30 protein-coding genes are annotated in these 24,215 nt (G+C 63.9%); 6 read left to right on the top strand and 24 right to left on the bottom strand.

Annotated features, from left to right (window positions below):
• Positions 1 to 310 precede the first annotated feature (310 nt).
• The 10 genes from AC1DFR_RS21510 to AC1DFR_RS21465 form a co-directional block, all read right to left on the bottom strand.
• Positions 311 to 1,204 carry an SDR family oxidoreductase gene (locus AC1DFR_RS21510; RefSeq protein ID WP_476851060.1) on the bottom strand — a complete coding sequence of 298 codons (894 nt, stop codon included), beginning with the start codon at positions 1,202 to 1,204 and terminating at the stop codon, positions 311 to 313.
• Positions 1,205 to 1,399: 195 nt separating this feature from the next.
• Positions 1,400 to 1,537, bottom strand: coding sequence for a hypothetical protein (locus AC1DFR_RS21505; RefSeq protein ID WP_476851059.1), 138 nt, complete (start codon positions 1,535 to 1,537; stop codon positions 1,400 to 1,402).
• Between the two features lie 294 nt (positions 1,538 to 1,831).
• On the bottom strand, positions 1,832 to 2,086 hold the full coding sequence (locus AC1DFR_RS21500; protein WP_476851058.1) for a hypothetical protein: 255 nt from the start codon (positions 2,084 to 2,086) through the stop codon (positions 1,832 to 1,834).
• 316 nt (positions 2,087 to 2,402) lie between these two features.
• A complete protein-coding gene (locus AC1DFR_RS21495) occupies positions 2,403 to 3,224 on the bottom strand; it encodes a hypothetical protein (RefSeq protein ID WP_476851057.1) in 822 nt (273 codons plus the stop codon).
• Between the two features lie 203 nt (positions 3,225 to 3,427).
• Positions 3,428 to 3,928, bottom strand: a complete 501-nt coding sequence (locus AC1DFR_RS21490; protein WP_476856341.1) for a DUF6328 family protein — start codon at positions 3,926 to 3,928, stop codon at positions 3,428 to 3,430.
• A 194-nt stretch (positions 3,929 to 4,122) separates the two neighbouring features.
• The gene (locus AC1DFR_RS21485; RefSeq protein WP_476851055.1) at positions 4,123 to 4,509 is read right to left on the bottom strand and encodes a hypothetical protein; all 387 of its coding nucleotides are present in this window, start codon (positions 4,507 to 4,509) and stop codon (positions 4,123 to 4,125) included.
• 141 nt (positions 4,510 to 4,650) lie between these two features.
• A complete protein-coding gene (locus tag AC1DFR_RS21480) occupies positions 4,651 to 4,998 on the bottom strand; it encodes a PRC-barrel domain-containing protein (protein WP_476856342.1) in 348 nt (115 codons plus the stop codon).
• The gene (locus tag AC1DFR_RS21475) at positions 4,985 to 5,389 is read right to left on the bottom strand and encodes a hypothetical protein (protein ID WP_476856343.1); all 405 of its coding nucleotides are present in this window, start codon (positions 5,387 to 5,389) and stop codon (positions 4,985 to 4,987) included. Before AC1DFR_RS21475 ends, AC1DFR_RS21480 begins: the two co-directional genes overlap by 14 nt.
• Positions 5,386 to 6,615 (bottom strand): Nramp family divalent metal transporter, encoded by a 1,230-nt coding sequence (locus tag AC1DFR_RS21470; protein ID WP_476856344.1) that lies wholly within the window; start codon positions 6,613 to 6,615, stop codon positions 5,386 to 5,388. Before AC1DFR_RS21470 ends, AC1DFR_RS21475 begins: the two co-directional genes overlap by 4 nt.
• The gene (locus AC1DFR_RS21465) at positions 6,612 to 7,064 is read right to left on the bottom strand and encodes a hypothetical protein (protein WP_476851051.1); all 453 of its coding nucleotides are present in this window, start codon (positions 7,062 to 7,064) and stop codon (positions 6,612 to 6,614) included. The genes AC1DFR_RS21470 and AC1DFR_RS21465 overlap by 4 nt, the downstream gene beginning before the upstream one ends.
• Before the next feature lie 457 nt (positions 7,065 to 7,521).
• Here AC1DFR_RS21465 and AC1DFR_RS21460 point away from each other — a divergent pair, with 457 nt between their 5' ends.
• Positions 7,522 to 7,698 carry a CsbD family protein gene (locus tag AC1DFR_RS21460; RefSeq protein ID WP_476851050.1) on the top strand — a complete coding sequence of 59 codons (177 nt, stop codon included), beginning with the start codon at positions 7,522 to 7,524 and terminating at the stop codon, positions 7,696 to 7,698.
• A gap of 378 nt (positions 7,699 to 8,076) precedes the next feature.
• Here the strand turns inward: AC1DFR_RS21460 and AC1DFR_RS21455 are convergent, their stop codons facing one another.
• Both AC1DFR_RS21455 and AC1DFR_RS21450 read right to left on the bottom strand, forming a co-directional pair.
• A complete protein-coding gene (locus tag AC1DFR_RS21455) occupies positions 8,077 to 8,424 on the bottom strand; it encodes a hypothetical protein (RefSeq protein WP_476856345.1) in 348 nt (115 codons plus the stop codon).
• A 367-nt stretch (positions 8,425 to 8,791) separates the two neighbouring features.
• Positions 8,792 to 9,286, bottom strand: a complete 495-nt coding sequence (locus tag AC1DFR_RS21450; RefSeq protein ID WP_476851048.1) for a GNAT family N-acetyltransferase — start codon at positions 9,284 to 9,286, stop codon at positions 8,792 to 8,794.
• A 381-nt stretch (positions 9,287 to 9,667) separates the two neighbouring features.
• Between AC1DFR_RS21450 and AC1DFR_RS21445 the strand changes: the two genes are divergently transcribed.
• Entirely contained in the window at positions 9,668 to 10,273 is a 606-nt protein-coding gene (locus tag AC1DFR_RS21445; protein ID WP_476851047.1) for a DNA-binding protein, read from the top strand.
• A 129-nt stretch (positions 10,274 to 10,402) separates the two neighbouring features.
• Here AC1DFR_RS21445 and AC1DFR_RS21440 read toward each other — a convergent pair whose 3' ends face one another.
• The 11 genes from AC1DFR_RS21440 to AC1DFR_RS21390 form a co-directional block, all read right to left on the bottom strand.
• On the bottom strand, positions 10,403 to 10,549 hold the full coding sequence (locus tag AC1DFR_RS21440) for a hypothetical protein (RefSeq protein WP_476851046.1): 147 nt from the start codon (positions 10,547 to 10,549) through the stop codon (positions 10,403 to 10,405).
• A 25-nt stretch (positions 10,550 to 10,574) separates the two neighbouring features.
• Entirely contained in the window at positions 10,575 to 10,847 is a 273-nt protein-coding gene (locus AC1DFR_RS21435) for a hypothetical protein (RefSeq protein WP_476851045.1), read from the bottom strand.
• A 43-nt stretch (positions 10,848 to 10,890) separates the two neighbouring features.
• Positions 10,891 to 11,031: a hypothetical protein gene (locus tag AC1DFR_RS21430; RefSeq protein WP_476856346.1), complete on the bottom strand. Its 141-nt coding sequence runs from the start codon at positions 11,029 to 11,031 to the stop codon at positions 10,891 to 10,893.
• Between the two features lie 242 nt (positions 11,032 to 11,273).
• Complete coding sequence (locus AC1DFR_RS21425; RefSeq protein ID WP_476851044.1) at positions 11,274 to 11,582, bottom strand: hypothetical protein; 309 nt, start codon at positions 11,580 to 11,582, stop codon at positions 11,274 to 11,276.
• Positions 11,563 to 11,895 carry a hypothetical protein gene (locus AC1DFR_RS21420; protein ID WP_476851043.1) on the bottom strand — a complete coding sequence of 111 codons (333 nt, stop codon included), beginning with the start codon at positions 11,893 to 11,895 and terminating at the stop codon, positions 11,563 to 11,565. Before AC1DFR_RS21420 ends, AC1DFR_RS21425 begins: the two co-directional genes overlap by 20 nt.
• 324 nt (positions 11,896 to 12,219) lie before the next feature.
• Positions 12,220 to 12,876 carry a helicase associated domain-containing protein gene (locus AC1DFR_RS21415; protein ID WP_476851042.1) on the bottom strand — a complete coding sequence of 219 codons (657 nt, stop codon included), beginning with the start codon at positions 12,874 to 12,876 and terminating at the stop codon, positions 12,220 to 12,222.
• Positions 12,877 to 13,086: 210 nt separating this feature from the next.
• Positions 13,087 to 13,800: a DUF998 domain-containing protein gene (locus AC1DFR_RS21410; RefSeq protein ID WP_285242556.1), complete on the bottom strand. Its 714-nt coding sequence runs from the start codon at positions 13,798 to 13,800 to the stop codon at positions 13,087 to 13,089.
• Between the two features lie 51 nt (positions 13,801 to 13,851).
• Positions 13,852 to 14,667: an alpha/beta fold hydrolase gene (locus tag AC1DFR_RS21405; RefSeq protein ID WP_285242557.1), complete on the bottom strand. Its 816-nt coding sequence runs from the start codon at positions 14,665 to 14,667 to the stop codon at positions 13,852 to 13,854.
• A complete protein-coding gene (locus tag AC1DFR_RS21400) occupies positions 14,664 to 15,137 on the bottom strand; it encodes an SRPBCC family protein (RefSeq protein WP_441410705.1) in 474 nt (157 codons plus the stop codon). The genes AC1DFR_RS21405 and AC1DFR_RS21400 overlap by 4 nt, the downstream gene beginning before the upstream one ends.
• Positions 15,130 to 15,483: an ArsR/SmtB family transcription factor gene (locus AC1DFR_RS21395; RefSeq protein ID WP_476874431.1), complete on the bottom strand. Its 354-nt coding sequence runs from the start codon at positions 15,481 to 15,483 to the stop codon at positions 15,130 to 15,132. The genes AC1DFR_RS21400 and AC1DFR_RS21395 overlap by 8 nt, the downstream gene beginning before the upstream one ends.
• A gap of 79 nt (positions 15,484 to 15,562) precedes the next feature.
• Positions 15,563 to 16,843, bottom strand: a complete 1,281-nt coding sequence (locus AC1DFR_RS21390) for an IS110 family RNA-guided transposase (protein WP_441410707.1) — start codon at positions 16,841 to 16,843, stop codon at positions 15,563 to 15,565.
• Positions 16,844 to 17,358: 515 nt separating this feature from the next.
• Here AC1DFR_RS21390 and AC1DFR_RS21385 point away from each other — a divergent pair.
• The 3 genes from AC1DFR_RS21385 (at position 17,359) to AC1DFR_RS21375 (ending at position 22,233) form a co-directional block, all read left to right on the top strand.
• The gene (locus AC1DFR_RS21385; protein WP_476856350.1) at positions 17,359 to 18,741 is read left to right on the top strand and encodes a ParB/RepB/Spo0J family partition protein; all 1,383 of its coding nucleotides are present in this window, start codon (positions 17,359 to 17,361) and stop codon (positions 18,739 to 18,741) included.
• A complete protein-coding gene (locus AC1DFR_RS21380; RefSeq protein WP_476856351.1) occupies positions 18,704 to 19,921 on the top strand; it encodes a tyrosine-type recombinase/integrase in 1,218 nt (405 codons plus the stop codon). Before AC1DFR_RS21385 ends, AC1DFR_RS21380 begins: the two co-directional genes overlap by 38 nt.
• Before the next feature lie 158 nt (positions 19,922 to 20,079).
• Entirely contained in the window at positions 20,080 to 22,233 is a 2,154-nt protein-coding gene (locus AC1DFR_RS21375) for a tyrosine-type recombinase/integrase (protein ID WP_476856352.1), read from the top strand.
• A gap of 59 nt (positions 22,234 to 22,292) precedes the next feature.
• Here the strand turns inward: AC1DFR_RS21375 and AC1DFR_RS21370 are convergent, their stop codons facing one another.
• Complete coding sequence (locus tag AC1DFR_RS21370; protein ID WP_476874430.1) at positions 22,293 to 22,634, bottom strand: hypothetical protein; 342 nt, start codon at positions 22,632 to 22,634, stop codon at positions 22,293 to 22,295.
• A gap of 1,070 nt (positions 22,635 to 23,704) precedes the next feature.
• Here AC1DFR_RS21370 and AC1DFR_RS21365 point away from each other — a divergent pair.
• A complete protein-coding gene (locus tag AC1DFR_RS21365) occupies positions 23,705 to 24,085 on the top strand; it encodes a hypothetical protein (protein ID WP_476874429.1) in 381 nt (126 codons plus the stop codon).
• Positions 24,086 to 24,215 lie beyond the last annotated feature (130 nt).

Raw genomic sequence — 24,215 nt, 5'->3', positions numbered from 1 at the left:
CGTCCCCTTGGCCGGATCCTCACCAGCCTCGGACGGTTCCAGAATTATCAGCATGCTTGCAAATAGTCCAGAGTCGCCCTGCGGGGGAAGGCTGAACGACCAGCACCTATTCTCCCGAAAATGCCGGCCAACCCGGATCCTCCGCAGGAAGGGGAAAACGCGGAGCATCCGGACACTCGCGGGGAACGGGTCGTCACGACGAATAGAGGCCCGCCGGGTCAGCCCCGCGGCGCCGTAATATCGGGATAGAACGATCCTCCCCGGGCACACGGAAGAAACAGCGGCCGCTGTGTTTGGGTCCCCCGGGGTGTCAGGGAGTGGGGCTGCCCCCGTTGACGTTAAGGGTCTCACCCACGACGAAACTGGATTCCGCGGAAGCCAGGAACACATAGGCCGGTGCCAGTTCCGCGGGCTGGCCCGCGCGGCCCAACGGGGTGTCCTTGCCGAACTCGGGCAAGGCCTCCTTCGGCTGGCCACTGCTGACCTGCAGCGGTGTCCAGATCGGCCCGGGTGCCACGGCGTTGACCCGGATGCCCTTGGGCGCCAACTGCTGGGCGAGCCCCTTCGTGAAGTTGTTGATGCTGGCTTTGGTAGTGGCGTAGTCCAGGAGCGTCGGCGAGGGGTCGTAGGCCTGGATGGATGTGGTGTTGATGATGGTCGATCCCGGCGGCAAATGCGGGACCGCCGCCTTGGTGAGCCAGAACATGGCGTACACGTTGGTCTTGATGGTGTGGTCGAACTGCTCGTCGCTGATATCGCCGATGTCTTCCCGGGCGATCTGCTTGCCTGCATTGTTCACCACGATGTCAATGCCGCCGAGTTCACGCAGCGCTGTCTCCACCAGGGACCGGCACATGGCTGCGTCCTTCAGGTCCCCCGGTACCCGGACCGCCTTGCGGCCGGCGTTTTCGATCAGCCCGGCAATCCGGGCGGCGTCCTCTTCCTCCTCGGGCAAGTACGACAGCACGACGTCGGCGCCCTCGCGGGCGAAGGCGATGGCCGTTGCTCCGCCGATGCCCGAGTCCGCTCCGGTGACGATCGCTTTTCGGCCTTCGAGGCGCCCCGTGCCGCGGTAGCTCTCTTCTCCGAGGTCGGCTTTGGGGACGAGTTCGGCGTCCAGTCCGGGCTCGGGCTGGTGCTGTTTGGGCGGTTCGATGTGATCGTAGGCTGTGACAGGGTTTCGGAAGGTGTACTGGTCCGTCATGATGCTCCTCTACCTGGTGATGCGGGGGTCAAAGCTGTGCGGCTACGGTGTTCGGGCGTGTAAAAGGTGTGGTGGGCAGCGCCCGCGGCGTTGAGCGCATCTAGCGTCTTTGGATCCGGCGCAGCTGCCGGGTTCCGAGGCGAAACGCTGAACGGGGGGAGCGGGCCCGGCGCTGCGCAGGGCGGTCCGGAAAGGCTACTGGGGATCCTCACGATCAGCATCAGGCGCGTCGATTTCGCCATCGATTTCGCGGGCGCTGCAGCCGGAGAGTGAGCCCTTGGCCGGCTCATCCTCCTCGCGGCGGTCCCTGTCTGCATCTGGATTCTCAGTCATGAGGCCCAACCTAGCGTCGAGGGGCCGGCCTGTCGAACAGAAAGCAGGGCAGACCAGGTGCTGGTAAGGCAGGTCGTTCGGTCCGTTGAGGGCGTGGCTCGGCCTATGCTGAGGTCGCGCGTGGGCGACATGGCCTTCCGCAGCCGCCATTTCAATCCGAGGCGGCGAACTCTCCCGGGCATTGTTATCCCGGGCGGGCTAATGACCGCCGGTCGATCATTTCCAGCTATGTGTGCCGGCTACGTCGATGTGGCGGCATCCGGGCGCGTGCCTCGGGACGTCGATGGAACATGGTCAGGCCGTCGCGGGGTAGCTGGCCAGGATGTAGTCTGTTGCGGCCTGTCCTGTAATCCGTCGATGGCTGTTGCGCAGATCGATGCCGCGGCGTTGCATGGCTGACCGGAAGGTAATGTCCTCCACGGGGGTGATGTTGTGGAGCCGGCACCAGCTTGTGTACAGGCCGTAAAGACAATCCGGCCCCAACGGCCGGTGCGTTTCATCCGGGACGGTGGCTTCAAGGAGGAATCGTTCGAAGTGCGAGGTGGCCATCAGGGGGCTCTTCTCCGCGGGTGCATCCTTATGCCACCGTTCGGCTACAGCGGCTCTCTTTGCCGCCGTGCACCCGGCGGCAAAGGGTCCCCAACCCCGAAGGGTTGACTAGGACTGTTCCGAATTTACAAAGTTCCGGCGGCCCTGTCCAGAGCACGGGCAGTCCCCTCTGACGAAAAATCTGCACAACGGCTTGGTGACACGCGGTACGAATTTTAGGCGAGTGGTCAGCGACCTATTGGCCGCTGTCGCCCATGGGGGAGTGGCTCGGCCAGGCAGCACGGTCAAAACACTGGGATGCGGCAGGATCAATACGTTAGGAATCGCCTCGCGGGGTCGTTCGTTCCTCCTTCGTGCCGGTGTCGAAAGGGGGGCCAGCGGCCGGCGGCTCGCCTGCCGCGAGACGGTCAGACTCTCGAGCCCCGACAACGGATTGTGCTCCACCGGATCCGGCTTCGGCAGGTGAAGGTCCGGGCGGGATGGCCCCGGTTGCCGCTGGGGGGCCGGTGACGGTCCGCTGTCCCTCGGTCATGGCGGGGTCGCTAAAGACCTGCTCGACGGGCGCCTGGCCTGTCTTGGCCCGTTCCGGATGCGAGTGATCGCCTTCCGCCTGGGTGCCCGCCTCCGCGACATCGACCGCCTCTCCGACATCTGCACCGCTGCGGGAGTCATCGGCCTGGGCGTCGGCACCCGACGATACGGGCCGGTCCTGCGATGCAGGTTCGTGGCCGCTTTGCGGATTCTCGGTCGCCGGCATTTCGCTGCTCGTACCTGTTGCGGCCTCGCGAAGGGGACCCACAGTACCGTCCGCACCGTAGTCACCCTCGGCGTACTGACCGATTTCCGACCCGGCCGAACGTCCCGGAACTGCACCAGCGTCGCCATAGTCGGCCCGTACGTAGCGTCCGGATTCTTTGGCCTTCTCTCCCAATGGTTCGGGCAGGCCACCCTCCCTGCCGGCCGCACCATAATCACCTTCGATGTATTGACCTTCCTCGTCCTCCGCGCGGCGGCCTCGCTGCACGCCGGCCTTGCCATAACTGCCTTCGACGTACCGGCCCCGTAGCTCCCGTTCTTCTGGTTTCTTCCCCGTGGGCGCCTGGCCCGCGGGTGATTCAGAGTCGCTGCGGTCTGTCATGATCCTGCCCTCCCGAGACGAATACATGCGTCTACTCCGGCGCAATTCAAGTCTAGCCAGAGCCACTGCACCCCAACAGGTAGTCATCATCTGACCATCCGGCGGAGGCAAACTCGCTGTGAGGCACCGTTTTGAGGGCTGCTTGTCGAAGGAGCGGAAGACTTGCCGCTTGGCGCCATCCGGCCGCTCCTATGCAACGGCTGTCATTGTGGCTTCTCTTTTAGGGCTTTGCGTCGGAGTGTTCCGGGGATAAGGACCATCAGGAGCAGTAGCACAGCCAGCAGGCCAATGGCGGCTATTACGCCGGCCGTCCGGCCCGCAGTGACATCGAAGACGAGGGATGTGGTGCCCAGGCTCAGCAGCATGACGCCGGCCAATGACACCTTCACGATGGTATCGGCGCTGGCCACGAGAGTGGCTTTCAGTCCTTGCCGGAAAAGCCGGCGGTGCAAACTCACCGGCAACAGGATCGATGCCGTGGTGAGGGCGGCCACGATGACGTTGATGAGATACAGCCCGATCTGGTAGCCGTCCAGTGACGCGAAACGTGCCTGGAACGGCAGCGTCAGGAGGAAACCGGCGAGGATCTGGACCCCTGTCTGAAGTACCCGCATTTCCTGCAGCAAATCCACCCAATTGCGGTCCATCCGCTCAGTGAGCGATTCGTCCCTGCCGTCATCCTGCGGCGCCGCCGGGTCTGTCATAACTCCTCCTCGCGAGACTGAAATTCCCTGTCCAGCGGCCGCGGTGTGCGCCGTCGGCTTGGCCCCCTTCCGTCTCGATCACGCGGGGCTTTCGGGCTCCGGACGACCAGGACCGCAACGATTTCCTCGGCGCTGCACCCGCCTGCGGCCGCTGGCTCCCGGATGAAGGCTCGGGTATGAGGTCGTTGCTGCCGTCATCCTGCCGCAGCCCCGGGGAAGGAGCTTTGGACGCCCGGCTCGAAGCTGGCACTCGAACATGGATCCATGGCTGGCGTTGCATCGTCGACTGCCGGCTCCGTCGCCATGCCCAACGCGGCGCGGATGCGCCTGGCAGCTTCCCGATACCCGTCACCAAGACCCGCTGTCCTGGCAGCGTGGATCGAGCCGATGCCGTCAAACTGATGTTCGATCCGTTCGCCCCGTTCCGCGAAATCAGATGCCACGGCTTCCAATTTCTCGAGCCGTGCACCCTGCTCCCGCACCACGGAGAGGAGAAAGGACCGGTCCCTGGCGTTGCTTTCCACGGTCCCGTCCGCGGCGAGCCGCGCTTCGATGCCGGGCAGTTCGTCAGAGGCGCTCATCGGGCCCTCCTCCATGAAGGTCTCGCCAACAGAGTAGCCCCCATGGACAGCAAAGACACCAGTGCTCAAGGTCCTGCCTGGGCCTCGGAACCGGCCAATGCCGGGAACCGGCGCTAAGAGCCGAGAATGACAGGCCGGCGGTCATTCCTGTCCGGATTCGCCCAGGACCGGGCTGTACGGGGTGAATCCTTCCCGGAGCCGGACGGAGTCCGTGCCGATGATGTCGATGTCGGCCCAGAGCACCAGGAACGAGCCGCGATGCCGCCACCGGAGCAGGTGGGCCACGGGCCAAGGCCGGGTGAGACCGGTTCGTTCGTAGCCCAGGAACGAGGAGGCGCTGTGCGGGCTGACGACCAGGCCCAATAAGCTGGCGCCGGCGAGCAATTGGCCCGGTGGTCCGTCGATAGTGAACCGGGCATCAGCCACCCGCCCCAGGCGGAGTCCGCCGGGGTCGTGCACGGGTGTGCCGAGGAGATCACCGAGGATCATGGCGGCCTCCGGGGATGCGGGCAATGATCTTGTCGCGGATCCAGCGTTCGACCCAGTCCGCGTCCAGGGGCTCGCCGCGGACGCCCAGCCGGATGACGACCCCGACGTCGGCGACGTCACGCCAGGGGATGCGGATGAGCCGTGATGACGGGGGCCGGCCGCCGAAAATCCGCGTTCCAAGGACGGGGCCGGTGAGCAGCGCGGTGAGTGTCGGGGCCGGGGTTCCGGCCGGTATGGGTGTGTCCGGGGGAGGGGCGCTGATTTCGATGTCATCGACCGTGGTGACGGGGACGCCGTCGACATCGAGTACCTGCCGGTCCAGCAGGTGAAGTTGCGCGTCGAGGGTCCGCCCGGCGGCCCGGACGTATCTGGGCAGGGGTGCGGTGGTCATGATCCGGCTCCCGTGACGATCATCAGTGGTATGGCGGCGAGGGACGCGGCGAGGATGATGACCAGATAGATCATGGCCAGCACATTCACCGTGCGGGCGTTGACGTGTTTACCCATGTACTGGGGGTCGTTGGCCACGATCAGGATGGGCAGGTAGGTCAGCGGCAGCGCGATGGCCGAGAACACGACCGAGTACTCCGTGACCAGGACGGGATCGACCCCGGTGGCCAGGACCGCCGCGCCGATCAGGAGACAGATGATCATGGACAAATGGAAGCGGGCGGCCTGGGCCGGGCGGCGGAACTTGCCCCAGGACCACCCAAAGAACTGCGCCAGGGTATACCCGCTGGACAAGGTGGTCTCCAGGGCCGCTCCGAAGGTCGCCGCGACGATCCCGACGAGGGCGAAGGCGAGACCGACTTTCCCGGCTGCCTCGGCGACGGGCAGGATGACCTGGGACAGTGAGGTGACGGCGATCCCGGCCGGGAGCAGAACCACCGCGGCGCAGGCGGCAATGGACACCGAGAGCAGGCCGCCGAGCGGGAACCCGACGAGTACGTTGATTCTGGACTGGGCCAGGTCTTTGATGGTCCAGCCTTCCTCCACGGCCCCGGAGGAGAAGAAGAACACCTCATAGGGCGTCATGGCCGCCCCGAACAGTGCCACCGCGTAATACCAGTACGAGGCGGCTGTTTCCTGCTCCGGAACGGACGGGGCCAGGACCTGGGCGCCAAGGGCACCCCAGTCCGGCTTCAGCAGAAACAGTGCCACGGCGAAAACAATGAGCGTCAGGCCCAGCAGCCCGGTGACGTTTTCCATGATGGAAAACCTCACCCGCCAGATGACCAGCCATACCGCAACCACGGCCACGGGAACCCACAGCAGGTACTGAACGCTGCTGGCCAGCTGCAGCGCCAGGGCGATGCCTCCGATTTCCGCCGTGACCGTCATCAGGTTGATCAGGAACGACGCTGACAGGTTGGCCAGACCGGCCCGGGGCCCCAACCGTTCCCGGATCACTTCGAACGTCGCCCGGCCCGACGCGGCGGCTACCCGCCCGGACATGTTCGCGAACACACAGATACCGACCACGCCCACGACGACGACCCAGACCAACGAGAGCCCAAACCGTGAGCCGACGACGGAGTTCGTGACCAGATCGCCGATGTCCACGAACCCGCCGATCGCGGTCAGGACCCCCAGGGCCACCCCGAGCAGGCGCTTCATTGTCCCCCCAGCTGATTCTTGAGTGTGGCCATCCTGCCGGCGGCGTTCTCCAGCAGCTTGTCGCCGTCCTGGAGTGTGGGGCTGCCGTCGGTGCTGGCAATGGCGTCCTGCGCCGTGGTCACCCCTGCGATGCTTTCATCCAGGACGGTCAGGGCCTCCCGGCGCGTCTCACGGTCGTCCTGGACGGTGGGGGAGAGCTGGAGGACGGTGGTCCGGGTGGTTTCGAGGTCTTTCAGGACGTCGTCGAGCGTCGTGGACGTTGCCGCCATGGTCAGCTTGCCCCCGGCGTCGAGCGCCAGCGCGAGCCGGGCGGTGGCAACCGCGGAGGAACTGTCCTTCAGCGCTGTGGACACACTGTCCCGCGTGCCGCCAGACGCGCCGCTGCAGCCGCTGAGGAGTGCCGACCCCGCAATCCAGAGGCAGAGCCCGCTCCGTGGCCAGATCGCCATTTCACCTCCGCCTCAAGGGAGTCCAAGCCCGCAACGGTGCAAGACCGCGGCAGGACCGCGCCATTGAGCTAGGTATAGCACTCCCGGCCTGAGAAAAGCTGAGGCACAACCCGGAACGGCGTAGCTCACGCACAACTGAGACCAGGACGTGCCGTCCCACATCTGCCGCGGAGAACCGCACCCTCAGCCGCAGTGGCACCCCTGCGATTTCCCCACTCCGGCGTGGCGCAGCCACGACTGCCGGCCGATCCCGTCATCGCGAGCCCCGCACTGAACCAGCCGTGGCTGATCCGGAGCCGACACCCAGACGGTTCTAGCTGGCATGAAAACAGGATCTGCCAGGACGGGTCGGCACGCCCGCAGCCGAGGCAAGTATCTTTATCCGAGTCCTCGTGGCGCCTAAAATTGACGGTATCGCCGCAGGCGTAGTGTCTGCGTCCAGCCACGGAGGTCCGTCATGGGATTGGGAGACAAGATCGATAACACCGCCGAGAAGCTCGCCGGCAAGGGTAAGGAAGCGGCCGGGAAAGCCACCGACGACCGGTCTCTGGAAGCCGAAGGCAAGAGCGACCAGGCGAAGGCCGACCTCAAACAGGCCGGCGAGAAAGTCAAAGACGCATTCAAGAAGGATTGACACGCGGATCAGTCGGAGCCGGTAACGGTAACAGGGGACGGCCGCAGTGCGGCCGTCCCTTACTGCGCTGTCATGACCCAGCCGAAGGATCCAATGAGGTTAAAGCTGCCCGTTCCCATGCGTCAACCTTTGCAGCGAGGGCGGACCGGCTGAGGCCGTACCCGGAATCAAGAACCGCCAGTGTTGGACCAGCCGGCACCGGTTTTGAGCGGTGTGGTTTCCGGACCCGGTCGGCGGTAGGTGGCATTGGCCGGTATGAGGATGCCTGGCGTATGGCGTGCGCGGCCCGGGGAATCATCGGCGTTGGACGAGCGGATCACCGGACCCACGCCTTGTCCCGACAAGGCAACCCGGGCCCATCGAGGGCGGCGGCGATAACTAGTCCTTGTCGAGTTCGTTGAGGAGGGACTTCGCTGCCTTGGCGATGTCGTCGTGGTTGTTCTGGGCGGCCCGGCTCTCGATGGCAAGAATCGCGCAACGGTGCAGCCGCCGGAAATCTCCGAAGGGGAAGCTGTAGCGTCCCTTGGTGTCGTGGGTTTTCTCGGTGTCTTCGCCCAGATGCCAGGTTCCGTATTCCGTGTAGCCGTGCTTGGCGATGAACGCGTTTTCCTTCTCTGTGTCGGGGGCGTGTTCGCTCCAGTCGTCACGGGAATCCCGGGCGATCCTGGCGTCCTTGATCAGCTGCCGGGCGTGGCGCAGTGCCGTGTCATTGATTTTGATGGTCATCGGTGCTTCCCTCCGTAGTAGGGTCCGGGTCGAGACCGGCCAAGGGCTGCGGCAGCCCTAGACGGCAGAGAGGCTCTGAGGAGACGTCGTCTCTTTCCAAAGCTGGCGCGGCCGGCCGTCGGGGTTCCGTGCGTCCGTTGCAGGGCTCCGTACACTCTGGCCCTGTCTCGTCTACCGTTTTTGGTGCTGTCCTTCCTGCCTCAGGTCGGGAGACTGCACCGTCGGCGCCCCCGGCTCTGTTCAGATCCCGGCAGGGGGCTCCACGGTCCCGTCCTGCCGACCGTACGAGGAGTGGCGGCGTCCGGGGTGAATCAGGACCCGGGGATGCTGTGGGTCTGCGGCGTGGAGGGTGGTTCGGGGCGGGTTTTCAGTCGTAGTCGGTGTCCGTGTCATCGTCGGTGAGGCGGCGGAAGTCCTGGGAGAGGTACAGGGCCATCGCTGCCGGGTTGTTGTCCTCCACGGTGACCTTCACCGTGGTGCGGCCCAGGGTGTGCAGGAGGTGCATGCAATGTCGGATGAGTCCTTCGGCCAGGCCTTTGCGGCGGTGGTCCGGGTGTGTGAAAAGTTCATCGATGACTGCTTCGCCGTCGCGTTCGGTAACGATGAGGGCGGCCGTGATTTGACCGTCGGGTCCGAACGCCACGAGGGACGCAGCCTCGGTGGTGCGGCCGCTGCCCTCCTCGGTGGATGGTCCGATCCACACCGGGTCGCCGGCCCGCTGTCCGGGACGGCCGGCGTAGGCGTGCCGGTGCAGATCGGCCAGTTCGAGTAGATCATCGGGTTCCAGGGGCCGGACCCGGATGCGGGCCGGCGCGGTGTTCTGGTGTCCGGTCGCGGCAACCAGGGTGATCGAAGCGTTCATGACGGCGATGCCTTCCCCGGTGCGCGGGCGGCACCGTTGAACACAGTGTCCGGCATCGTCCGCGCGCGCGGAAGACACAGGACCGCAACGATATCCGGCGGAACCGACACCGGCCGGGCCACAGCGGATGAACCGTCCTAAAGCGCCCATGATCACCGCTTCCGGGGACGATCGGACGCCACGGGACGGGACTCCGGCGGGGGCTTCCCGTAGTGGACTCGACCGGTCTCGCGGTCCGACGCGGCCCCTTTCCGTGCCCCCGTTTCTGTCGGAGGCGGCCAGCGGCCGCCTGAACATGGCGGCGGAAACGCGCGGCCATGACGCGCCGTTAGTTAGGAGTAGTATTACTACTATTCCTACTACTTTTGAAGGGTTGGCGCCGTGACGTTGAGTGTGAAGGACCGTGTGTACGCTGCCGCGGAGCAGATCAGCGCCGAGCGCCGGCCCACGGTGTCGACGGTGCGGGCCGCGGCGGGGGTGAGCAACGCCGACGCGACCCGTTATTTGAAGGAGTGGTCGGAGGAGAAGCGGGCCGCGGGCGGGCAGGTCGCCGTGGCGCCGGCGGTGCTGCTGGAGCAGGCCGCACGCCTGGCCGGGGCTTGCTGGGCCGAGGCGACCGTGCTGGCCGATGAGCGCCATGCCGCGGTCGAGAAAGCCTGGTTGCAGGAGAAGAAGGACGTGACCGTGGAGGTCGCCGAACTGGTCGCGGACCTGGACCGGGTGAGCGCCGAGAAGGACGCGGCGGTCGCGGAGCTCACGGCCAGGATCGCCGCGTTGGAGGCCGACGTTGCTGCGGCGGGGGAGCAGTTGGAGCAGGCCCGGGCCGCGGCGCAGGAGGCTGTCAGGGAAGCGTCGGCAGACCGGGCCCGGCTGGCGGCGGCAGAGGCGCGCGCCGACACGCTGCAGACGGCGCATGATGCGCTGCTGGCCCGCATCATGCCCGGGACAGGGCCGGTGGCACAGCAGGCTCCCGGCGGGAACGACTAGGCCCTTCCCGCCGTCCGCATCCTGCCCCCTGACCGGGGACGTCACGGAAGCGATGGCAGCTGGGGTGTCCGGCTCCGTTTTTCCCCGCCAGGGCTGGAAGGACCCGCAAGAGGCTATTGGCGCAAGAGGTTATTGGTCTGTGCGGATCGCGAGGAGTTTGTGGTCCTCCGGGATCTGTGTCGTGAGGGCTTTGCGGGCTTCTTCACAGGTGTTGCCTTCGGCGCTGATGCGTTCGTTGCTGCCGTCAGGGGCCTGGATCGTGCCTGTAATCTCCACCTGAACACCCTATGCGCACCCGTTCCTACACGGCCTCCAGCGCGTCGATCTCGGCGGCGTCCAGCAGCGCTGCTGACTCTGCCCCGGTGGCCCGGGCCAGATCATCCAGGGACTTGAAATGGTCCCGGGCGAGGGTGATGGCCAGCAGCTCCAGATAATCGCCCCCGTTGCGCTGTGCCAGGCCGCCGAGATAGTCGCGCATGCGCACTTCCAGGGCGCCGGGGCCTTCGGATTCTTCCGCGGCGAGCCGCGTCAGTGTCAGGGCCGCGAGGTCCGGGTCGTCGTAGATGAGTCCCATGGACCTACGCTACGCACCCGACGGGTGCGGTCAAGGGCCGGTGCTAGCGCCAGCGGCAGGAGTCCAGCGCGCCCACCAAGGGAGCGGGGCCGTCTTTGAGGCGGTCAACGGGGCGGGATCCGTTACGGTCCCTGGAGGGTGTGACCATCCAGAGGGTGAAGTTGTGCGGGATCTGCAGTTCCATCGCCCGGTCAAAGAGCTTAACGACGGTCGGGTGGAGCTGTCCGCCGGGGAGGAACTGGAATCCGGGGCAGTAGGTGCCGTCGTCGATGATCGCGGACGAGCCGGCGCAGCACCGGTCCGGGGTCTTCCATCAGTTCGGAGAGCCGGCGGTGCACCTGCCCGAGGGCCGGGAGCGTGAATTCTGCCCGGATCGCCGCCCATGTCTGATCGCTGATCGGTTGGGGGTTCCCTGCCGCCGAGGCCCTAATCGCTGATGCCTTCGAGCAGCCACCGGGTCGAGAGCGGGTTGCGGCGCAGCTCAAAGGTCCGCAACGCCGAGCTCGAACTGAGACGGACCTGCACCCTCCAGAACTCGATGCTGACCAGGTCGCCGCTGCCGACGGCAGCCGTGCTCTGCGTGTCCCACCAGGCGTCCCGGTCGAACCAGTGCACCGGCTCGGCCGCGACGGCCCAGATGCGGCCCTCGTGCCGGACGGCGAGCGGCGTGCCGGCCGGGGTGAAGCGGACGTCGACGTCAACGTCCAGGGTTGTTTCATTCGCTACTGCTGTCACGTTCTACGCGTTTTCCCAAGTTCCTGCTCATCATGTCTTCCCGGCGGGTGACCGCCGAACTCCACACCCAGGTCCGGTAGGTCACCGGACCGTCCTTCCACGTCACTTCGGCGGCTTTGGCCGTCCAGGCATAGACCTCGCCGTCGACCAGCTCGGCGCAGTTCGGAAACCGGATCCACGCCTTCACCGGGATCCCGGGGAAGCCGTTCCTGGCGGGGAAGTGCTCGAAATCGAGCTCTTCCACCGTCAGCCCGATCGGGCCGGCCCGCCTCGCATACCGCGCCTGCAACCGGGCCGCCTGTTCCGGGTTCATATCCTCAGTTTAGAACTGACATTCGATAACAAATTTCCAGCCTAGTAATTTTATTCGAATAGATGTGCAGGTTTGAGCATGGGGGAGGGGTCCGACAATCAAACGGTTTGCACCCAGTGGGGACAGCCTGAGCTGTGCGGAGGGCTCCACCTGCCCCCAATGGGCACAACCGGGAAGAGGGTCCTTGCTGCGAGCCGTGAGGAAAGCCTCCGCGCGAATCCAAGGACTCAAGCGCGGAGGCTCCCGGTTCTCCAAGCTGGGGGGACTGGAGAACCTCGGTAATTCTACTGGCCGGCGGCCTGCCGGGAAACGCTGCCTTTCGGGTCACCGCCGGGGAGGGCGGCCCCTGGTCCTTCCGGCCTGCCACCCGGGAACGGTGTCGTCCAGGAGCTTGGCCTTCGCAGGGTCGAGGTCGCCGCGGCGGTGTTTGTACCGCTGGGTGTGGATCCAGACGCCGAGGGTGTGTTCCCGCTCAGAATCGCAGCCCTTGTGGCGGGGCCAATCGTTGCCCTCGTGTCGGAAGTCCTCGAGCTGGGCCAGGCGGTGGTGCCAACGGGCCTCGTCCTCGGCTTCCCTGCGGTTCCCCAGCCACCCGGGCACCCGGGCCAGACCGTCACGGTAGGCCGGGACCAGGGTCCCTTGGGCCGCTTCGCGTCGGCGCCCGGACAGCCAGCGCGCCATCGACCTTTCGCCCCGTTGCCCGGAGCGGTCACGCGGGAGCCGGCCTTCGGCCTTGACCCAGGCGATGAGCTCGTCCATGCGGCCGAGATCCGTGGGGGAGGGGTGCGGAACGGGCGCGGAGCCGGCTGCGGACTGGTGTTCGGCCTCGAGGTGGGGGTCCTGGTGGCGCGCGATGACCAGGTGGTATCCGACCGTGGCGGGCTCGGCGCCGACGAGGGCAGCGATGCGTTGCCGGCTCAGCCCGAGCCGGTACATCAGCACCCATTCCGCGTCAGGAGCGCGCCGCAACCGCCTGTCCATGATGGACATCCTGCCACGACCCCTCCACAAGTCGGGCGGCCACCGCGGATTCCACAGACAGCGCTTTCGGGCGTCCGCTGGCGCGGCCGGCTGTGGGGTCCAGTGCCTCCGTCGCAGGGCTCCGGAGACCCTGGCCCGTATCCACGTCTTCGACGATGCTCCTATAGTCGTCAAATTGCTGTTGATCGTGCTTTTTAGTGGTTGGCTCGCTCAGCTGGTGCGGACGGTGGGAGGCAGGGGTTGGCTGCGTCGTAGGTGGGCGGCCGTTATTGCCAGCCAGGTCCAAGCGAGGACTACGGCTGCTGTGAAGCTAAGAACGATGACGGCTGACGTTGACCCGCTGGCAATGCCGACGAAGGCGGCGAGAAAGAGGATTCCGGTAGCAAGGGAGAATGCTCCGAGCCTCCGGTTTTCGGATGTGTAGAACCGGCGGGCCATAACGCAGCAGGCAGCGATGAAGGCGGCAAAGCCAATCCCTGCGGTAACGAAGTGAAGAAACCCGTGGAGGGACCCGGAGATAGGGGGTCCGGGAGGTGCGCCTTGAGGGAATCCGTTCATGGGATCGGCGGTGAAAATCCCCGCACCCACTAATCCGGCACCGTAGATTCCGACGAGAACCGGCCCCCAGGTGGCTCCTCGTCCGGGGTTGAGTGCGCGACGGAATCCGACGGCGGTCAGGAGGGTTAGGGCGCCGGTGAGGATCAGGTTTGTGGTTTGCATCCAGCCTAGGTCGCCGTTGGCTAGGACGCTGAGGTCGTTATGTGCCGCGTCGAAGCCCGGGCGAAGAAACGCCTGGGCATAGCTGACCAGAAGGTATAGGGGGCCGGCGGTGATGCCACAGGCCAGCAATACCCGCGTGGCAGAGGAGGCGGGCGGGCGTCGTTGGGATCCCTGATGTTCGGTCTGATAGCTGATTTTGGGCATGGTCTATTCCGGTCTGTGGGCGAAATGAATTTGGTGAGAGTGGTCAACGGGTCAGTTGGTGAAGAACCCGCGGAGTTCGGCTGCCATTGCTGCGTCTGAGACTTGGTGTGTTTGGCCCTCGAGGGTGCGGTGAAGGGCCTGGGGGATCGCGGCGGCTGTTGTTGCTTGAGCTGAGGTCATGACCGGGGCGGCTTTTCCACCGACCATGACAAGGGTCGGCACCGTGATTTTGGCGAACCGGCCGGTGGGTGCGGTGAAGTTGTTGGTAACGGCAATTTCATTGGGGAGGGTGTTGGCGGCGTCCTTTTGGCTCTTCCAGATCTTTGGCATGAGGCGCAGCATGAGGGGCACAAATGCAGGGACGCCGATCATCTTGACCAAGAAGTAGGAGACCATCGCGCCGCGCTTGTTTTGGGCGAGCAGTGAGTTCAGGTGCCCGGCGTGGTCGACGGGCGTTCCGTCGACGTTCCCGATTCCCGTGTAGGGGGCCTCGTAGGTGGCGAGCTTGCGCATCGGGATACCCGCCGCTGCTGCTTCGAGGGCGAGGGCCGCACCGGAGGAGATGCCATAGACGTAGGGGTCTCCGCCCGCATGGGTGATGACGGCGGCTAGGTCTTCGATTTCGCGTTCCACGGAGTAGGGCCGTGTATCACCGCTGTCGCCGCGGCCGCGACGGTCGTAGAAGTACACGGTGAAGGAGTCGGCCAGCGTGGTGGCCAGGGCCCGCGCCGGGCCGAAGGACCGGCCGCAGAAGGCGCCGTCAACCAGGACCAGGGAGGGGCCGGAGCCGATGTGTTCGACGGAGATGGGGGTTCCGTCCGCTGAGGTGATCTGGGTGACCTGGCTTTGGGCGGCGCTGGTTTTCATGCTGTGGGCCTTTCGAGGAGGGTGTCGAGTTTGGTGAAGGACAGTATCCATCCGGCGTGGGTCATGTCCCGGATCTCGTCGGTGAACGGGCCTTGATGGAGGGTCATGCGCGTCCGGTCGCCGTGATCGTGGAACTGAAGCCGCAGCACGACGTCGTCCACGGGCCCAGCCTCGGTCAGCGCTGTCAGTTGAATCTCGAGGGATTCCGGTGCCTGAAAGGCGGTGATGCGCCCCCGGATGGGGTGGCTGGCCCCGGTAGCGTTGTCGACCATGGTCAACTCCCACCGGCCCTGCTCCACGAGCTCCACGATGATGCTGTCCACGGGTACGTGAACTCCTTCAGGCCCGAACCATGAGGCGAGGAGTTGGGGTTCGGTCCAGAACCGCCAGACCGTGTCCCTGGGGGCGGCGAAAGAGCGGGAAATGAAAACATCGTGTTCTGTGACTTCCTGCTGGCGCCCCTCAGACATCTCGGCCCTTTCCCGTAGGTGGGGTGTCGCGCTGAAACGAGGCCAGCGCGCCGTCGAGTTTGTCGAAGGACTCACCCCAAAACTTCTTGTACCGCTCCATGTACTCGCTCGCTTCCTTAAGCCGGTCGGGCTCCAGATGACTGAACCGGGCAGTCGCTACCCGGTTCCGGGAGATCAGGCCAGCATTTTCCAATACCTTCAAATGCCTCGAAATCGCCGGTTGGCTGATCCTGAAAGGCGCCGCGAGGTCGGACACCTGCGCGTCACCGTCAGCGAGCCGCTGCAGAATAGCCCGCCGAGTCGGATCGGCCAACGCCGCGAACACTGCACTCAATTCATCAACCATCAAAACCATAACCTTGTCGTTATATAACCTTGTGGTTTTAGAGTAAGTCTGGTTTGAGTAAAGCGTCAAGCCTTGAGTCTCAGCTAACGGCGCCCGGTAACGCATTTGTCCTTGCTGCAGCTGTCGTCGGAGGTGTGCGGCGTGGCATTTCGGCCTGGTCGATGAGCCATTTCCGGTAGGCGCCGGCCAGGGCATCGTTGCGGATATGTCCGCGTTCCAGACGCGAAATGATGGAAACCCATTGACCAAGTTCGCCGGCGACGGTCGTTAAGGTCATGCCGAGGTCTGTCCGCCTGCGGCGGAGGTCGGAGTTGTCGGGTGCGGGCCGGGGATTGGTGATCTGACGGTAGATTTCCCTGGCTGCGTAGCGTTTGAGGCAGCGCATGATTTCGCGTTTGCTCTTTCCCTCTGACGTGCGTTTAGCCACGTACTCCTTGGTCCGTTGGCACGAGCCCATGCGCACCAGAACAACCTGGTGCAAGGCATTATTGGCGCTGCGGTCGCCGCCCCTGCTGAGCCGGTGGCGGGTTGTCTTGCCCGATGAGGCTGGCACCGGGGCGACGCCGACGAGCGAAGCGAACTGGGCCTCGTTCCCCAGACGGTCCGGATTGTCCCCGACGGTGATCAACAACTGGCTGGCCACTTCGGTTCCGACTCCTGGGAGATCACAAAGCATCGGAGCATAGCCGTCCAGGATTTCCTTGAGTGCAGCGTCAGCAGCCGCGATTTCCGTTCCCAGCGCTTGGCATCGGGCTGCCAACGCCTTGAGCGTCAGCAGAGTCACGTACTCGGGGTCAGCCATATGCCCGGAAGGTCTCGTGCGCTGCAGGGCAGGAATCAGCGCTGAGGTGGCCAGCGCCCGGTATTTCGCCCGGATCTTGTCCGGGGCTGAAACGAGGAGCGCCTTGATCTGGTTGATGGCCGCAGTGCGGGCCTTGATGGCTGATGCGCGCCCGGAACGTACGATCCGCAGGCATTCGACGGGGCCGTCTTTGGCCTTAGGGATCGCCTTGGTCCGCCCCTCGAGCACGGACTTGGCGGCCTGGTAGGCATCCAACGGGTCTGACTTCCCTTTGAGGCGACGGGCGGCCCGGTTCGGGCGGTTTACCTCCAGCACGGTGAGCCCTTCACCCCGAAGAGTTCGGGCGAGTTCGGCACCGTAGGAGCCTGTTCCTTCGACCCCGACGGCTACGACTGTGCCGTAGGAAGTGATGAAGTCGATGATTTTCCGGTATCCGGATCCCACGGCCAGGAATTCCCTGTCTGCAAGGGGTTTGCCGTGTTCGTTGATCACGGCTACGTGGTGTGTGTCGGCGTGGGTGTCGATACCCGCGATGACTTTTATTGGTTCGCTTGCCAAGATGGAAATTGCCCCTCAGTCGCGTCGAATGCTGATTGATCGGGCGCGGGCCAGGTGGGCAGACAAAACGGTAATGGGACTGGTCGTATCAGGCTCCTATGAGGTCATGTCCGCCTGGCCCGACACCCCTTTTAACGGACCTTGAGCCGGCGGACAGATCGTCGGGAAGACAGTGCCGCCTGGTACGTCAATTTTTGGCTGGGTCACGCCGGCTCAAGGACTGTTCCAGTATTACCGTTTTTTGGTTGCTGTCCTCCGGATTCTAGGCGTCCGCTCCACCCCGTCTAGCCCCTCCTTCGTCGGGGCCTGCGGTGCAGGAAATGTCCCTCCGGCGCTCCTGCGTCGCTGATTCCCTCCAGGAATTTCCTTCACCTTGCCCTGCGGGTAGACAGGGCTCCGTCGGCCGCCGAGCAAGCGAGCTTGCCAGCAACCAAAAAACAACGGGGGAGAGGGGAAGCTGGCCGGTCACCACAGCCGCCCCACCCACCGGAATCCTCTGCAAAAGGAGCAACACCATGAACACCGCACCCACCCTCGAAATGCTCGACCCGGCCACCCTGACCGTGGACATCAACGTCCGCAAAGACGCCGCCCTGACCGCCGATTTCATTGCCAGCATCAAAGAGCACGGCGTGATGGAACCCGTCATCGCCCACCGCAGGGACGACGGGACCGTGCATGTCCTGATGGGACAGCGCCGCACCCGGGCCGCCGTGGAAGCCGCCCGGCCCCTGATTCCGGTGATGATCATCGAGTCCCCCGAGGAAGCCGAACGGATCGTGACGCAGGTCGTGGAGAACATCCAGCGCGCCGAACTGACCGAAGCGGACGAGGCCGACGCCTACCACCAGCTGTCCCTGATCGGTGTGTCAGCCGCCGCGATCGCCAAGAAGACCGGGCGGACCAAGACCACCGTGGAAGGGGCGCTGAAGGCCAAGTCCTCGAGCGCCGGAGCCGCCGCCCTGGGCAAGGGATACACCATCGATGAAGCGCTCATCATGGCCGAATTTGAAGGGAACCAGGACGCCACCGAGGAGCTAGAGTCCGTGATCGCGGACGAACCCGATCAGCTCCTGCACGTCGCACAGATGCTCCGGGACCGCCGCGACCGCGCCGCCGCCCTCGCCGCACTCATCGCCGAGCTCGAGGCGCAGGGCAAGAGCATTGTCGAGGACGCCGGGCACTACTCCAACGAAGAGAACCTGTACGTCTCGGCCGCGAAGCGGGCCGACGGGGAACCGGCAACCGACGAGGACGCCAACGCCTACCTGATCAGCACCGACTACCGGGGCCAACATAACGCCAACCCGGTCATCACCGGCTGGAAGGACCTGGGCTTCACCCCGAAGTACGAACGCTACGACGGCGGCACGCAGGCCCAGAAAGGCCCGATGACCGAGGAGCAGAAAGCCGAGCGGAAGACCCTGATCGCCAATAACCGCGAGATGGAGAGCGCCACGAAGGTCAGGCGCGAGTTCGTGAAGACCCTGCTGTCGCGGAAGACCGCGCCGAAGGGCTGGCAGTACTTCACCGTCCACGCCATCACCCACGACCCCGAAGCCGCCAGCGGCTACGACGGCAAGGTCGCCACCGAGATGATCGGGGCCAAGACCGGGGAGGACACCGACCTGTGGGGCTGGAACCCGCTCCGGGACCACACCGCTAAGACCACCGCCCGGCCCGAGTTCTCCCTGATCGCCCTGATCTGCGCCGGGTATGAAAAGACCATCCAGAAGGACTCATGGCGGAGTGCCGAAAACCGGCACTTCCACTACCTGAACCAGCTCACCGCCTGGGGATATGTTGACCGGACTAAGAGCCTTAGCTTTAGGACGACCAACGGACGATGGAGTCACGGGTATGGGTGTGCAGAGTCAGGACAGTCTCAACGAAGATGATTCTCAAGGGAGCGTCCAGGCGATTTTGGTCGCTCCTTACTGGCTAGTCTCCGACCCCGAGGATCGGCCTGTACCGAGCGTGCAGCAATACCTGCAGGACTTTTGGGCCCGGGGGATGAGCTCGTCGAGTGTGGAGTCATATGCCAGAGATCTTCTGAGGTGGTTCCGTTTTCTGTGGGGTTCCGGCAAGGAATGGAACCGGGTGAACCGCGATGACGTGCGGGAATTTGTGACGATGCTTCGTGCATCGACGAAAAAACCGGCTAGGCCTCGACGGCCGGTGCCAGCTATCAATGAAGTCTCGGGCAAGCCCTATCTGAGCGATCAATACTCACCACGAACCATCAATCACAATCTGTCAGTGCTCTTCGCGTTCTACGACTTCCACCGGAGAGCCCTGACCGGGCCATTGCGCAATCCGGTGCCTGAGCGGGCCGGCCATTACGGGCGTTTCGGAGCCCACCACAACCCGGAAGATGCGTACCGGCAAGGACCTCGAGCTGATTACCGGCAAAAGGTCCCCGTGCAGGTACCTCGCTCCATCCCCGATAAGGCCTTCGAGGACCTGTTTACCAAGCTCGGAACGGACAGAGACAGGGCTTTGGTCGCTTTCTATGTTTCCAGTGCGGCCCGGCCCTCGGAGCTTGTCGGACTGACTAACGGAATGGTCGATGTCGGGCAGCAATGCATCTCCGTAGTACGCAAGGGCTCCGGAGCCCTCCAGCGGATCCCCGCGTCCCACGAGGCTTTCCGATGGTTTCGGCTGTATCAGGAATCGCTCCCCGAGGATCTCATCCGGCCAGGGGCCGCCGCCTGGTGGACATTGCGAAAGCCCTACCGGCCGCTGAACTACGAAGCAGCCAGAGGCATTCTTCGCCGGGTGAACATTGCCCTGGGTGCGAACTGGACCCTCCACGACTTCCGCCACACAGCTGCCATCCGCATGGCACGAGATCCGAATGTCTCGCTCACGGATATCCAGACGGTTCTCGGACACGTTCACATCAGCGCGACCGAAGCCTACTTAAGGCTCCGCGAGGACGAAGTCATCGAACGGGTGAACCAGCACTTCGTGTTGCGCGCTGCAGCGGGCCGCAATCCCGAGACTGCTTCTGAACACCCCTCGGCATACGCGGCCGCAGACATGATTGAACTTTTTGGAGGTAATGAGTGGCAATAGTTAGGGATTATGTCCCCTCACCGCCTGTTCCCGCGCCGCCCACAAAGCCTAAAGTCGACTCTCAAGACTGCGTTCCACGCCTTTCCCTGGCAACCCAGGACGAACTGATTGAACGCGTGAAGGACCTCGCCGGCGCCGATACAGTCTCTGTCCGCGGCGTGAGCGTCATCCTGAAGGCGTTGAGTGAATTCGAGGGGCAGACATGGCAGCAGCGGTGGCAAAACGCCGGCTGCCAGGAACCAGGGCATGACTGGAAAGACCAGCTCGGCAGTCCATGGCAGGGGATCTACTTGAACCGTGCAGCATTCGAATCGGCGAATGGAATCGCAGACCTCATAGCCTTGGACGTGATCCGGCCGAGCTACACCTGGCTTCGACAAGGGTCACCGAGGTTCCACCGGATCCGCTTGAACAGGCATCCTGAGTTCTTCGCTCAGATGACCGAGCACGGGGCATCGCTACAAGTGAGACCGCCGAACTTCGAAAATGGCCTCATTGTCATGACGAAAGTGCTGGCGCACACCGGAGTGCCCGTTCGGGAGTTACGTCCGGGACATCTTCTCGGATACCGGGATTACCAGATCGGGCGGGGCCAGAAACCCGACGGGCTCACCTATGTCTGGTCCATGCTCAAAGACCTCGGGATCTTCGATGCCTCGACACCAGGACTGTTGCAGTCCGTCGCGGTAAGGCGGCCTTCCGTCCCCGAGATGGTCGATTCCTACGGGATCCGTAGTCAACCGGTGAGGGACATGCTGGTGCGCTATCTCAAGATCAGAGAACCATCGGTGGACTACTCAACCCTTCGCTGGATGGTTTACGAACTGGTCAAGAATTTCTGGCTCGATATCGAAGCCCACAACCCCGAAGCCAACAGCCTGCGCGTCAGCTTCGAGGAAGGCCGGGCCTGGCTCAACCGATTCACAGACGGGCCCATCTCGACCAAGCACCGCACATTGTTCATGGTCAGGGGCCTATATCTGGACATCGCGTCATGGGCTACCGACGACGCCTACTGGGCCCAATGGGCTGCTCCTTCGTTCCTGACACGTGAAGATACCTCCGGGGCCAACAAACACAAACGGCGAACCCAAGCCCGCATCCATCAAAGGATCCGGGATCTGAGTCCGCTGCTGCCGAAGCTGCTGGCCAGCGCCGCCCAGGAGCTCAAAGACGCTCAAGCACTTTTGGCCGCAGGAACAGCGGCGGATCAAGGGCAGGAATTCGAACATCAAGGCATCACTTACCGCCGCTGTGAGATGAGGCGGAGAACAATCAACGCGCCGCGCGGCTCAGGCCGCGTCTGGGTCGTTGGCGGCCGCTTTGAACATCGCTTTGACCTCACTCAGCTTGAGGACAACTGTTTTTGGAGTTGGGCGCTGATCAACACATTGAACGAGACCGGAGTGCGGATCGAGGAACTTGTCGAGATCACCACTCATGCGTTCTCCATTTACCGCCTTCCAGACACAGGTGAGGCGCTTCCCCTTCTTCAGATTGTTCCCTCAAAGACCGACAGGGAACGGATACTTCTCATCTCTCCGGAACTCGCCCACGTCTTCGCACTCGTGAAGAGGCGAATCGCCACCGCGGGCGGACGCGTGCCCCTGGCCGTCCGCTACGACGGGGCCGAGCGCGTCTACAGCGCACCACTTCCGCACCTGTTCCAGTTACGCACGGGAAGTGAACGCCGAACCATGTCTCCCAGCTGGGTCAGGATCGCCATCAAGGACGCGATCACCAGGGCTGGCCTCAAAGACGAGAACGGGGACGACTATAAATTCACCCCCCACGATTTCCGAAGGCTGTTCGCCACCTCAGCCCTGTCCGCCGGGCTGCCGATACACATTCTGGCCAAGCTCATGGGCCATCAAAACATCTCCACAACCCAGGGGTACGCAGCCATCCACGACGAGGAAACCCTCCGGCATTTCAGAAGCTTCCTCGACAGGCGCAGAGCTCTGCGGCCACCCGATGATTACCTTGAGCCCACGGAAGGCGAGATCCAGGACTTCCACGAACACTTCAAGAAGAGAAAGGTCGAACTGGGCAGCTGCGGACGAGCTTATGGAACACCCTGCATCCACGAACACGCTTGCATCCGGTGCCCAGTGCTCCGTCCCGATCCAACACAACGCCCCCGCCTCGAAGAACTTATTGAAGCCCTTGAGGACCGGAAGGTCGAAGCTGAAGAGCGGGGATGGCTGGGCGAACTGGAAGGCATAGAAATCAGCCTCAACGCCGCGCGGGAGAAGCTAAGCCAGATGGTGAGGCAGGTATCGCTGGGAATGCCGGCCGTCCCATCATCCTGAGACTGACATCCGCTAGTCAGGCCTAAGTGAGAATAGCCAGCTGAAGGCGACGGAAGCGCTTACGTGTCGGCGAGCTTTCGTACGACCTCGGAGGGAGGCTTTGGCGTCGGGCGGTCCTCGGGGACTGCCACCCAAACGATGCCGTGCTGATCTTGACGACTCCTGGCGGTACCAATCGGCTCGGCGAGGTTGACCGCCACGTCGCGGGCGAGGCCCTCAATGGTGCCGTCTGCTGAGTCTGCATGAAACTCGATCCGGCACCCAAGGATCATCATGGGGTCGATGGTTCGGCGGTACACCACGCATGCCGCGGCCGGTCCGTCCTGCCAGGCGCCGAGGATCTGCACGTCCTCAGCCCAGTACCGGTCGACTGCGTCAATAATGTATCGATCCAAATTCACGCTCATAGTTGACTCCTTGATGGCTGGAGACGCAACAACGCGGCCGCGCTGCCAGCCAGTTTCACCCGTCCTTCCGGGGCCAGAAATACTTGACACAACCACACGCCCCTCGCTACTGGTTCGTTTGCTCCCGCGAACTATGAGACGCCATCTCGCTACGTGAGGCGGAACAAGCCTCGGGGCCGCGGGTGGGGCCAGATAGGTCCGTCCATCCAGCCGGTGCCAAGAGGGATTGACATAGTCACCTGCCGCGCCCTAAACGCCAAGGGTAGCCGTTGACGTCAGTAGTCCGGAGAAGTTACACGGCCAGCGCCGTGGAGCAGATCATCCTCGACAAGCACACCACCGAAACGGAGTAATCTGAAAGTGGCCGAGCGGCTGGATCCCCCAATACAGTCGCCCGGTCACTCACCCCGTGAAGGGTCGGGAACCTCCCGGAGCGCGGGCGGTCCGCCGCCCAGGACGAACCACAGCAGCCAATCACCAGCGACGGACCGCCATTAACCGCGACCACGCACCAGCGCACCACCACCCCCGCGGGACCAGGAACAACGAGGTACCAGGCCGCGGCAGCACCACAACCATTCAGCTAAGCTGAACCACATATTTCCTTTGCAGAGGGAAAAACAGGCAGGGCCGGCATACGCCGGCCCTGCCGCATTTAAGTTCCCGAATTTTGTCTCGCGAGCTGGACTTCCTGAGACCAAGCAGGACCATTACTGTCGTCCCAGGAAACCCCCGAACTGGGCGTGCCTCTTCAACGTAGTTTTGATTGCGTCCTTGATGGAGGAGGGCATCGTGTTCGAGGCCACGCCCCGGAAGAAAGGGCGACCCCGGACGTCCCGAGCAGCCTGACGAGATCCCTTCCTCGAGCCGTCACCGAGCGAGGTGTCAGGACCGCTCCTCCCGAGGAACGACGGATGGACGCGCGCGCCAGCGGCCGCCAGCTCGGCGAAGTGCGGAATGCAATCCAGTTCTGCTGGAATCATGAATATGTCGTCACTAGCGCTCACCACAGACATCTTGGTGTTGTGCGCTGGTGAATTCCTCCTCGTGCGTGAGTATTGAGTATGACCAATGCCACCGCTGAAATGTCGCCGGCCGAAGAACTGCCTGAAGCGCCTGCGTTCCCTCCTCACAGAGCCAAGATCGCCGGGTCCGACTGGTTTGACTATGAAGCGGTGGTTGATGGCGACGATGTTGCCCAACGACGGCTGCAGGTGCTTCGAGAGTCATTAGCCAGTGTCGTGTCAGCTGACCAGCTCGTGATCCTTGCTGGGCTGGGAACTTCTCTGGGGCTTCAGCGATCTACCGCCAATGGTGACGCCGAAGACGTGGCTGCGCCAACGATGGGCACCCTGTTTACGGAAGTCGCAAAGTTAGCAGGATTTGAGAAGGCGTCCGTGATAGCGCCTGATTCCATTGAAAGAAGGGGACTGCTGAAGGTTTAGTTGACAGCTGTGGTTGATATTTTCTTACGCGGCTGAGGCCGCGTTTTTTATTGTCTCAAACTCGATGGGTGTCAGCCGTCCTAGGGCACGTTGACGGCGTTTTCGGTGGTAGCTGCGCTCGATCCAGGTC

Source organism: Arthrobacter sp. 05T410, from assembly GCF_056396505.1.
This window is presented reverse-complemented; position numbering and strand designations above follow the sequence as displayed.

Bases quoted from the DNA above. Each gene is read 5' to 3' on its own strand.
- AC1DFR_RS21480 (WP_476856342.1), bottom strand. From the start codon at position 4,998: ATGATCCTCGGTGATCTCCTCGGCACACCCGTGCACGACCCCGGCGGA.
- AC1DFR_RS21475 (WP_476856343.1), bottom strand. From the start codon at position 5,389: ATGACCACCGCACCCCTGCCCAGATACGTCCGGGCCGCCGGGCGGACC.
- AC1DFR_RS21465 (WP_476851051.1), bottom strand. From the start codon at position 7,064: ATGGCGATCTGGCCACGGAGCGGGCTCTGCCTCTGGATTGCGGGGTCG.
- AC1DFR_RS21395 (WP_476874431.1), bottom strand. From the start codon at position 15,483: ATGGTTGATGAATTGAGTGCAGTGTTCGCGGCGTTGGCCGATCCGACT.
- AC1DFR_RS21450 (WP_476851048.1), bottom strand. From the start codon at position 9,286: ATGAACGCTTCGATCACCCTGGTTGCCGCGACCGGACACCAGAACACC.
- AC1DFR_RS21485 (WP_476851055.1), bottom strand. From the start codon at position 4,509: ATGAGCGCCTCTGACGAACTGCCCGGCATCGAAGCGCGGCTCGCCGCG.
- AC1DFR_RS21430 (WP_476856346.1), bottom strand. From the start codon at position 11,031: ATGGAACTGCAGATCCCGCACAACTTCACCCTCTGGATGGTCACACCC.
- AC1DFR_RS21455 (WP_476856345.1), bottom strand. From the start codon at position 8,424: ATGACCATCAAAATCAATGACACGGCACTGCGCCACGCCCGGCAGCTG.
- AC1DFR_RS21385 (WP_476856350.1), top strand. From the start codon at position 17,359: ATGAACACCGCACCCACCCTCGAAATGCTCGACCCGGCCACCCTGACC.
- AC1DFR_RS21415 (WP_476851042.1), bottom strand. From the start codon at position 12,876: ATGGACAGGCGGTTGCGGCGCGCTCCTGACGCGGAATGGGTGCTGATG.
- AC1DFR_RS21400 (WP_441410705.1), bottom strand. From the start codon at position 15,137: ATGTCTGAGGGGCGCCAGCAGGAAGTCACAGAACACGATGTTTTCATT.
- AC1DFR_RS21420 (WP_476851043.1), bottom strand. From the start codon at position 11,895: ATGAACCCGGAACAGGCGGCCCGGTTGCAGGCGCGGTATGCGAGGCGG.
- AC1DFR_RS21405 (WP_285242557.1), bottom strand. From the start codon at position 14,667: ATGAAAACCAGCGCCGCCCAAAGCCAGGTCACCCAGATCACCTCAGCG.
- AC1DFR_RS21500 (WP_476851058.1), bottom strand. From the start codon at position 2,086: ATGGCCACCTCGCACTTCGAACGATTCCTCCTTGAAGCCACCGTCCCG.
- AC1DFR_RS21470 (WP_476856344.1), bottom strand. From the start codon at position 6,615: ATGAAGCGCCTGCTCGGGGTGGCCCTGGGGGTCCTGACCGCGATCGGC.
- AC1DFR_RS21410 (WP_285242556.1), bottom strand. From the start codon at position 13,800: ATGCCCAAAATCAGCTATCAGACCGAACATCAGGGATCCCAACGACGC.
- AC1DFR_RS21365 (WP_476874429.1), top strand. From the start codon at position 23,705: ATGACCAATGCCACCGCTGAAATGTCGCCGGCCGAAGAACTGCCTGAA.
- AC1DFR_RS21490 (WP_476856341.1), bottom strand. From the start codon at position 3,928: ATGACAGACCCGGCGGCGCCGCAGGATGACGGCAGGGACGAATCGCTC.
- AC1DFR_RS21505 (WP_476851059.1), bottom strand. From the start codon at position 1,537: ATGACTGAGAATCCAGATGCAGACAGGGACCGCCGCGAGGAGGATGAG.
- AC1DFR_RS21380 (WP_476856351.1), top strand. From the start codon at position 18,704: ATGGGTGTGCAGAGTCAGGACAGTCTCAACGAAGATGATTCTCAAGGG.
- AC1DFR_RS21460 (WP_476851050.1), top strand. From the start codon at position 7,522: ATGGGATTGGGAGACAAGATCGATAACACCGCCGAGAAGCTCGCCGGC.
- AC1DFR_RS21435 (WP_476851045.1), bottom strand. From the start codon at position 10,847: ATGGGACTCATCTACGACGACCCGGACCTCGCGGCCCTGACACTGACG.
- AC1DFR_RS21495 (WP_476851057.1), bottom strand. From the start codon at position 3,224: ATGACAGACCGCAGCGACTCTGAATCACCCGCGGGCCAGGCGCCCACG.
- AC1DFR_RS21510 (WP_476851060.1), bottom strand. From the start codon at position 1,204: ATGACGGACCAGTACACCTTCCGAAACCCTGTCACAGCCTACGATCAC.